The 10,362-nt window shown below is 34.5% G+C and carries 7 protein-coding genes; all 7 read left to right on the forward strand.

From position 1 onward, the window contains the following. Window positions 1–3 precede the first annotated feature (3 nt). The 7 genes from thiW to HHH54_RS04895 all read left to right on the forward strand — a co-directional run bounded on the left by thiW (window position 4) and on the right by HHH54_RS04895 (window position 10,196). A complete protein-coding gene (gene thiW, locus HHH54_RS04865; protein ID WP_198617720.1) occupies window positions 4–504 on the forward strand; it encodes an energy coupling factor transporter S component ThiW in 501 nt (166 codons plus the stop codon). 168 nt (window positions 505–672) lie between these two features. Continuing rightward, window positions 673–3,252, forward strand: coding sequence for a DNA mismatch repair protein MutS (mutS, locus tag HHH54_RS04870; RefSeq protein ID WP_198617721.1), 2,580 nt, complete (start codon window positions 673–675; stop codon window positions 3,250–3,252). Between the two features lie 12 nt (window positions 3,253–3,264). Next, window positions 3,265–5,184 (forward strand): DNA mismatch repair endonuclease MutL, encoded by a 1,920-nt coding sequence (mutL, locus tag HHH54_RS04875; RefSeq protein ID WP_198617722.1) that lies wholly within the window; start codon window positions 3,265–3,267, stop codon window positions 5,182–5,184. A gap of 32 nt (window positions 5,185–5,216) precedes the next feature. Next, entirely contained in the window at window positions 5,217–5,750 is a 534-nt protein-coding gene (locus HHH54_RS04880; RefSeq protein ID WP_198617723.1) for a glycerol-3-phosphate responsive antiterminator, read from the forward strand. A gap of 232 nt (window positions 5,751–5,982) precedes the next feature. Beyond that, window positions 5,983–6,801 (forward strand): MIP/aquaporin family protein, encoded by an 819-nt coding sequence (locus HHH54_RS04885; RefSeq protein WP_198617724.1) that lies wholly within the window; start codon window positions 5,983–5,985, stop codon window positions 6,799–6,801. A 95-nt stretch (window positions 6,802–6,896) separates the two neighbouring features. Next, window positions 6,897–8,399 carry a glycerol kinase GlpK gene (glpK, locus tag HHH54_RS04890; protein WP_198617725.1) on the forward strand — a complete coding sequence of 501 codons (1,503 nt, stop codon included), beginning with the start codon at window positions 6,897–6,899 and terminating at the stop codon, window positions 8,397–8,399. 126 nt (window positions 8,400–8,525) lie between these two features. Then, complete coding sequence (locus HHH54_RS04895; RefSeq protein ID WP_198617726.1) at window positions 8,526–10,196, forward strand: glycerol-3-phosphate dehydrogenase/oxidase; 1,671 nt, start codon at window positions 8,526–8,528, stop codon at window positions 10,194–10,196. Window positions 10,197–10,362 lie beyond the last annotated feature (166 nt).

The following is a 10,362-nucleotide window of genomic DNA, read 5'->3' on the forward strand; positions in this document are numbered from 1 at the left end:
GAATTGTCTACGAGAAAGCTTACACTTACAGCTTTGTTTATTGCGGTTAATGTCGTTTTAAGTACAGTCATTATTATTCCTTTAGGACCTATTAAAGCAGCACCAGTACAACACTTTATTAATGTATTAAGTGTTGTGCTTCTAGGGCCATTTTACGGATTAGCTCAAGCTTTTCTATCTTCACTCATTCGTGTGATGTTTGGTACAGGGTCTGTATTTGCGTTTCCAGGAAGTATGATTGGTGTGATTGTAGGAAGCCTCTTTTACTACGTTAATAGACATCTCTTTGTAGCAGCAATTGGAGAAGTGATTGGTACAGGGATTATTGGTAGCTTAGTATGTATACCATTAGCATGGATACTTCACATTGATGACTTTTTAATTAAACCAATGATGACTATCTTTATTGTATCTAGTTTTATAGGAGCTACGATTAGTTACGTGTTACTCTTACTCCTTAAAAAAAGAGGAATTATTGACAGAATTCGCACTAAAACAAAGTGACGATTAATTTAAAATGAAGGGCTGAAAGTTTCGTGATTAAAGATACTTTCAGCCTTCTTTTATACATAGCCTATATTGTTTGTAAAGAAATATTATTCGTTGTTATGGATAAATTTTGTTAGAATGAATACATTCAAAATAAAAGAGAATAAGAAGGATTGTGAGAAAATGTCAAATGTAACGCCGATGATGAAACAGTATCTAAATATAAAAGCACAGCATGAAGATGCTTTATTGTTTTTTAGATTAGGGGACTTTTATGAACTTTTCTTTGACGATGCGATCACAGCCTCACGTATTTTAGAAATCACTTTAACCAAACGAGATGCTAAAAAAGAAAATCCGATACCAATGGCAGGTGTACCTTATCATTCGGCTGATCGATATATCGAAACGTTAATCCAAAATGGATATAAAGTTGCGATTTGTGAGCAAATGGAAGATCCTAGACAAGTTAAAGGGATGGTTAAACGAGAAGTTGTACGTATCGTGACACCAGGAACTGTGATGGAAAAAGGTGGTGTTGATGAAAATCAAAATAATTATATCCTAAGTTTTATTCAGGATGATGTATTCGCATTAAGTTATTGTGATATATCAACAGGTGAACTCAAAGTAACTCACTTTGAAGATGAAGGGACTTTGATTAATGAAATCTCTACTATTAAACCAAATGAACTTGTAGTGAATCAACCGTTAAGTGAATCATTAAAACGACAACTTAATATGATAACTGAAACCATTACAGTGAAATCAGAAATATCCGACACCACATATGCAGTTAACCATATTAAAGATGCGCTCATGCATCGTGCTGTACAAATACTATTAGATTATGTATTTGAAACTCAAAAGCGAGATTTGTCACATATTGAAGATGTACAAGTGTACGAAGCACTCAATTATATGAAAATGGACTTTTATGCGAAGCGGAACTTAGAATTAACGGAAAGTATTAGATTGAAGTCAAAAAAAGGAACCCTATTATGGTTAATGGATCAAACTAAAACACCAATGGGTGCAAGACGTCTGAAACAATGGATAGACCGTCCCCTCATTCAACAAAATGAAATTATAAAACGTCATGATGCTGTAGATCAATTTCTTGAATATTTTATTGAACGTGATACGCTACGAGATTATTTAACAGAAGTTTATGATATTGAACGTTTGGTAGGTCGAGTGAGTTATGGAAATGTTAATGCGAAAGATTTAGTACAATTAAAACATTCTATCGCGCAAATTCCATCCATCAAGTCCCTCCTTCAATCTATTGAGCATGAATCGATTGCACACTTTAATGCTTTAGAACCACTGGATGATTTATTAGAAGTTCTAGAAAATAGTTTGGTTGATGAACCACCTATATCAGTAAAAGAAGGTGGGTTATTTAAAACAGGATTTAATCAAACATTAGATCAATATCTAGATGCATCTAAAAATGGGAAAAAATGGCTTGCTGAATTACAAACGAAAGAAAGAGAAAGAACAGGTATTAAATCATTAAAAATTAGTTTTAATAAGGTGTTTGGATATTATATTGAAATTACACGAGCGAATTTAGCACAGTTTGATGCTGAAGCGTTTGGTTATGAAAGAAAACAAACATTATCTAACTCTGAACGATTTATTACTGATGAATTAAAAGAAAAAGAAGCCATTATTTTAGGAGCCGAAGATAATGCGATTGAACTCGAATATCAATTATTTACTGAACTTAGAGAATACGTTAAAACATTCACTACACGACTTCAAAAGCAAGCTAAAATCATTTCTGAACTCGATTGCTTACAAAGTTTTGCGGAAATAGCGCAACGATACAATTATGTTCGACCTAGTTTCAGTGAGGATAAAACTTTAGAATTGATTGATTCACGCCATCCTGTTGTGGAACGCGTTATGGATTATAATGACTATGTTCCAAATGATTGTCGATTAAATCAAGATACATCCATATATTTAATTACAGGGCCTAACATGTCAGGAAAATCAACTTATATGAGACAAGTCGCTATTATTAGTATAATGGCTCAAATGGGAGCGTTTGTCCCTTGTCAATCTGCTATACTCCCTGTTTTTGATCAAATTTTCACACGTATTGGCGCAGCAGATGATCTCGTTTCAGGTAAAAGTACTTTTATGGTAGAGATGCTCGAGGCACAAAAAGCATTAAAATATGCAACACCCGATAGTTTAATAATATTTGATGAAATCGGAAGAGGAACGTCGACGTATGATGGATTGGCATTGGCACAAGCAATGATTGAATATGTAGCAAATACGTCTCAAGCCAAAACATTATTTTCAACGCACTACCATGAGTTAACAGAATTAGACCAATCTCTTAAAACTTTGAAAAATGTACATGTCGCAGCTGATGAACATCATGGCGAATTAATTTTTCTTCATAAAGTAAAAGAAGGTGCCGTTGCGAAGAGTTATGGTATTCAAGTGGCGAAGTTGGCAGATTTACCAAACGAGGTCATTCAAAGAGCACAAGTTATTCTTGATGATTTTGAAATGTCACATCATAATCATCCTGTTGAAAATATTAATGAGATGTATCAAGATAAGCAAGAAGAAACGGTTCAAGCAAAACCTTCATTTGAACAAACATCATTTGATTTATTTGAAAACGAAACTGTTTCAAGTGAAATTGAGCAAGAAATAAAAGCTATGAATCTTTCACAAATGACTCCAATTGAAGCGTTAGTTAAATTAAGTGAATTACAAAATAGACTACAGTAGAAGGTGATGCACGTGGGTAAAATTAAAGAACTACACACATCATTAGCCAATAAAATAGCAGCAGGAGAAGTAGTGGAACGTCCAAGTTCTGTCGTGAAAGAATTATTGGAGAACAGTATCGATGCTGGTGCAACTGAAATTAACATTGAGACGCATGAAGCAGGTATACAATCTATACGTATTGTAGATAACGGTTCTGGGATTTTAAAAGAAGATTTAGGATTAGTTTTTCACAGGCATGCGACTAGTAAATTGAAAGATGATGAGGATTTATTTCATATTCGAACTTTAGGTTTTCGTGGCGAAGCTTTAGCAAGTATTGCTTCAGTAGCTAAAGTCACACTCCAAACCTCACCTGATGGTGTGAATGGTTACGAAGTTTATGCGGAGAATGGTGAAATATTAGAAGAAAAACCTGCAAAAGCTAGAAAAGGAACAGATATTAAAGTAGACGCACTATTTTATAATACACCTGCACGGCTTAAATATATAAAAAGTTTATACACAGAATTAGGAAAAATCACTGATATTGTCAATCGTATGGCGATGAGTCATCCCCATATCCGTATTACATTAAAAAATGATGATAAAGAAATTATACGTACTAATGGATCTGGCCGTACCAATGAAGTGATGGCAGAAATATACGGTATGAAAGTGGCAAAAGATTTAGTTCATATTGAGGGCGATACAAGTGATTATCACATCGAAGGATTTGTGGCAAAACCTGAGCATTCCAGAAGTAATCGTCATTATATTTCGTTATTTATCAACGGACGCTATATTAAAAATTTCTTACTAAATAAAGCGGTAGTTGAAGGATATCATACTTTATTAATGATAGGACGATATCCGATTGTTTATCTTAATATTGAAATGGATCCTATATTAGTTGATGTTAATGTTCATCCAACTAAATTAGAAGTACGTTTATCTAAAGAAGATAAATTGTATGACTTAATTGTCGAAAAAATACAACATGCTTTTAAAGATAAAGTACTGATTCCTAAAAATGACTTGGCACATAAACGAGAACCTAAAAAAGTGTTAGAACAATTTGAACAACAGAAGATGGAGTTTGATAAGGCGCAACAGACAAAAAATGAAGTCGCAGATGATAATGAACTTCAAAAAGAGGTCATAGTTAATGAAGAACCTAAGGATTATATTTCAACTTCACAAGAACAAAAGGAGTCCATACAAGATAATACCTCGACACAAGCTCAGCAGGAAATTTTACAATCACTAGAAAATGATGGTGAAACAACCCAAAATTTGGAATATGATGAGTCTTCAACAAATGAATTGAGTCATACACAGAATGTTTCGAATCATAAACCGAAGCGACGCATTCCATATATGGAAGTTGTGGGTCAGGTCCATGGCACATATATTGTTGCACAAAACGAAGAGGGGATGTATTTGATTGATCAACATGCGGCTCAAGAACGCATTAAGTATGAATATTTTCGTGACAAAATTGGCGAAGTTGAAAATGAAAATCAGAATTTATTAATCCCTTTAACATTTAATTTCTCTAAAGATGAGTACTATATTATTAATCAATATAAAGAAGAGCTGAATCAAGCTGGTATCTTTTTAGAGCCTTTTGGAGGTCATGATTTTATCGTAAGTAGTTATCCGGTTTGGTTCCCTAAAGAAGAAGTTGAAGAGATCATTAAAGATCTCATTGAATATGTACTTGAACATAAAAAAGTTAATATAGCAAAATTTAGAGAAGAAGCGGCGATAATGATGAGTTGTAAAAAATCTATCAAAGCGAATCATTATCTAAAAAAAGAAGAAATGGCTGATTTAATCGAACAATTGAGTGAAATGTCAGATCCTTTTACGTGTCCACATGGTCGTCCAATTGTTATTAACTTTTCAAACTATGAACTTGAACGTTTATTTAAACGTATTCAATCGTAATTGAATTACATTAATTAATGAAGGAGAAAATGATGAAACCTTATATTTTGCCCGCAATTCGGTCGATGAAAGATTTAGAAAAGCTTGCTAAAACAGATTATGAAACATGTGTGTTATTAGATACACATATTGGTCACTTTAAAGGCATGATGCAATTTATGAAACAAAATCATCTGCAACCTTTTGTCCATATAGACTTAATTAAAGGAATGAGTCATGATGAATTTGCGGCTGAATATATTATTCAAACGTATCAACCTAAGGGTGTCGTTTCTACTAAAACAAAAGTCATTAAGAAAGCAAAAGCACTGGGTGTGTTTACTATATTTAGAGTATTTATTATTGATAGTCATGCACTTGAACGCAGTATAGACTTAATAGATCGCATTCAACCTGACTATGTTGAAGTACTGCCCGGCATTGCAGATAAAGTAATTCATCATATACATGAAAAAACAGGTGTTTCTGTGATAGCAGGTGGCTTAATTGAAACCGTAGAGGAAGTTCAGCATGCTATTGATAATGGCGCAACTTATATCACGACAAGTGAACGGTCACTTTGGTAATCGTCTTAAAAATCGTATTTACGACAGTTAATCTAACATTGACATTTTGTTTTATAGATAAAGAATGAAAACGTTTTTTTAAAATAAAGTTAATATGTTGACAACGTTTTCATTGGCGTGTAATATAAAACTCAAGTTAATAGTAGACGAGAGAATGAGAGACTTTTATATGTATTATTCCGGGGATTAATGCGTATATCAGTCTCTTTTTTTACTAAAGGGAGGAATGAGTATGAATGTCTATTTAGCTGAATTTTTCGGTACAGCACTATTGCTACTAATGGGTGGCGGTGTTGTAGCGAACGTAAACTTGAAAAAAACAAATGCTAATGGTGCTGATTGGATTGTCATTGCGATTGGTTGGGGTCTTGGTGTAACACTAGGTGTATATGCAGTTGGTCAAGTCTCAGGAGCGCATCTTAATCCTGCCGTTACACTTGCTTTTGCGATGAATGGTGATTTTCCATGGAGTCAAGTTCCAGGTTATATTATCGCTCAGATTTTAGGTGGTGTTGTTGGTGGTATTTTGACATGGCTCATGTACTTACCGCATTGGCGTGTAACGGAAGATAAAGCTACTAAATTAGCAGTATTCTCAACTGGCCCGGCTTTAAAAAACTATACTGCTAACTTCATTTCTGAAATGATTGGTACAGCTGTGTTAACAGCAGGTTTATTATTTATTGGTTCAAATAAGTTTACAGATGGATTAAATCCAATTATCGTTGGTGCATTAATTGTTGCGATTGGTGTGAGTTTAGGTGGAACAACAGGTTATGCAATCAATCCAGCACGTGACTTAGGACCTCGTATTGCCCATGCTATTTTGCCGATTTTTGAGAAAGGTAAAAGTAATTGGGGTTATGCGATTGTACCAGTACTAGGACCTATGGTAGGTGGGATGATTGGTACGGTATTGTATCGTCTCGTATTTAAAGGAATATTTGATATTTGGACTATCGTAACAATTATTGCGACAGTATTAACATTAATACTTGGAGTCATTATGAATAAAAAATCAAAACACGGTGAAATCGTCAAGATTTTTTAAAATAAATTGAAGAGATTAAAAGTAACGCAATAAGGGTACAATTCAATAACACTTAGACTATTGCGTGAATGTCAGCTCGAGAGGAGAATTTTATTATGGGTAAATATATTTTATCAATCGATCAAGGGACGACAAGTTCTAGAGCGATTCTATTTAATGAAGATGGTGAAATTGAAGGTGTTGCACAACGTGAATTCCAACAATATTTCCCTAAAGCAGGTTGGGTTGAACATGATGCTAATGAAATTTGGACTTCAGTATTATCAGTCATTGCATCAGTATTAAATGAAAATAATGTCTCTGCATCACAAATTGCAGGTATTGGTATTACAAACCAACGTGAAACAACTGTATTATGGGATAAGAATACTGGCCGCCCGATTTATCATGCAATTGTGTGGCAATCTCGCCAAACACAACCTATTTGTGAAGCTTTAAAATCAGAAGGTCATGAAGAAACATTCCGTAAAAAAACAGGTTTATTACTCGATCCATATTTCTCAGGAACAAAAGTAAAATGGATTCTAGATGAAGTTGAAGGTGCACGCGAAAAAGCGGAGAATGGTGACATCTTGTTTGGAACGATTGATACATGGCTTGTTTGGAAATTATCAGGTGGTAAGTCTCACGTTACAGACTACAGTAATGCGAGCCGTACATTAATGTATAATATTCATGACTTAAAATGGGATGACGAATTACTTGAAATTTTAGATGTCCCTAAAGCTGTTTTACCAGAAGTTAAACCTTCAAGTGAAGTGTACTGCCATACAGTCGACTATCACTTCTTTGGCCAAGAAGTACCGATTGCAGGTATTGCAGGTGACCAACAAGCAGCATTGTTTGGACAAGCTTGTTTTGAACGTGGTGACGTTAAAAATACGTACGGTACAGGTGGATTCATGTTAATGAATACAGGTGAAGAAGCGGTTACTTCTGAAAACGGGCTTTTAACTACGATTGCTTATGGTATTGAAGGTAAAGTGAATTATGCACTCGAAGGATCAATATTCGTTTCAGGTTCAGCAATTCAATGGTTACGCGATGGTTTAAGAATGATTAACTCTGCACCTCAATCAGAAGATTATGCTAAACGAGTAGACTCTACTGATGGCGTTTACGTAGTCCCTGCCTTCGTTGGTTTAGGTACACCATATTGGGATTCAGATGCAAGAGGTGCAATATTCGGATTAACGCGTGGTACAGAAAAAGAACATTTTATCCGTGCAACATTAGAGTCTCTTTGCTATCAAACACGTGATGTATTAGAAGCTATGGAACAAGATTCAGACATCGAAGTAAAAACATTACGAGTTGACGGCGGCGCAGTTAAGAATAATTTCTTAATGCAATTCCAAGCAGATTTAGTAAACATTGATGTAGAGCGTCCAGAAATCAATGAAACGACAGCTTTAGGAGCAGCATATTTAGCTGGTATTGCAACTGGATTTTGGAAAGATAAATCTGATGTAAAAAAACATTGGAAACTTGAGCAATCATTTGAACCAAAAATGGAAGATAAAGAAAGAACAAAACTATATAAAGGTTGGAAGAAAGCAGTAGAAGCAACACAAGTTTTCAAATTAGACGAAGAATAAGTGGTGTGATATACTGAAAGTAAGTTAATAAAACCACTCGAGATCATGGGAGACTTGTTCATATAAACTATTATAGATATGTGGGCGGAGTCTCTCATTTTTTAATATTAGGAGGCTGAGAATTTAATGAGTTTATCAACATTTAAACGTAATTCAGTAAAACAAAAAATGCAACAAGGTGAATATGATGTCGTAATTATTGGTGGCGGTATTACAGGGGCAGGTATCGCACTTGACGCTTCAGCTCGCGGAATGAAAGTCGCTTTAGTTGAAATGCAGGACTTTGCACAAGGCACAAGCTCTCGTTCAACAAAACTTGTTCATGGTGGTTTACGTTATTTAAAACAATTTCAAGTAGGTGTTGTTGCCGAAACAGGTAAAGAACGTGCAATTGTTTATGAAAACGGACCACATGTTACTACACCAGAATGGATGTTATTACCAATGCACAGAGGTGGCACATTTGGTAAATTCTCAACTTCTATTGGTTTAGCGATGTACGATCGTCTAGCAGGTGTAAAAAAATCTGAGCGTAAAAAAATGCTAAGTAAAAAAGAAACACTTGCTAAAGAACCCCTTGTTAAGAAAAAAGGCTTAAAAGGCGGCGGTTATTACGTTGAATATCGTACAGATGATGCACGTTTAACAATTGAAGTTATGAAAAAAGCTGCTGAACAAGGTGCCGATATTATCAACTATGCAAAAATGACTAACTTCTTATACGACTCAAAATCTAAAGTAAATGGTATTTCAGTTGTAGATCGCCTTAAAAACGAACAATTTGAAATTCGCGCTAAAAAAGTAATTAACGCTGCAGGTCCATGGGTTGATGAAGTCAGAAGTGCAGATTACTCTAAAAATAATAAACAACTAAGATTAACTAAAGGTGTACACGTTGTTATAGACCAATCTAAATTCCCACTACAACAAGCAGTATACTTTGATACAAAAGATGATGGACGTATGATTTTTGCTATTCCTAGAGACGGTAAAGCATATGTAGGTACAACTGATACATTCTATAATAACGAGAAAGCATCTCCATTAGTGAACCAAGAAGACCGTGATTATTTAATTGATGCAATTAACTATATGTTCCCTTCTGTTAATGTATCAGATAGTGATATTGAATCAACATGGGCTGGAATTCGTCCATTAATTCTTGAAGAAGGTAAAGATCCTTCTGAAATTTCTCGTAAAGACGAAGTTTGGGAAGGTAAATCAGGACTGCTTACAATTGCCGGTGGTAAATTAACAGGATACCGTCATATGGCTTTAGAAATCGTAAATCTACTTGAAAAACGCTTGAAACAAGAATATAAATTAAAATTCGATACGGTTGATACAAAACACATTCCAATTTCAGGCGGTAATGTTGGTGGTAGCGCTAACTTTAAGAACTTTATCGAAACTAAAGTTAAAGAAGCTAAATCTATGAATATTGACGAACAATTAGCGCGTCATCTTGCGAGTCGCTATGGTTCTAACGTAGATAAATTGTTTGAAATTGTACAAGCAGCTAAACATCAAAATTCTGGATTACCAACTGAAGTATTTGTAGAGTTGGTTTATGGTGTTCAAAATGAGCTTGTAGTTAAACCAACAGACTTCTTTATCAGACGTACAGGTGCACTTTATTTTGATATTGATTACGTATTAAGATACAAAGATGCGGTAATCGATATACTTGCTGATATGGTAGGCTATGATGAAAATGAAAAAATTGCTTATCGTTTAGAACTTGATAAAGCGATTGAAGAAGCAACACATGGACAACATCAACCAGCAGAATTTTAATATAAATTAAGTGCTAATGAAATAAGGCTAGTTTTGCAATGTACTGCACCCCAAAAGTTGAACCTACAAAATTCAACTTTTGGGGTGTTTAATTATGAATAAAAGTTATAGTTTAGATTTCAAACTTAAAATATTACAAGAATACAAAAGCGGGCAACTTGGTTAT

The organism is Staphylococcus canis (assembly GCF_016238445.1).
Classification (GTDB): Bacteria; Bacillota; Bacilli; order Staphylococcales; family Staphylococcaceae; genus Staphylococcus; species Staphylococcus canis.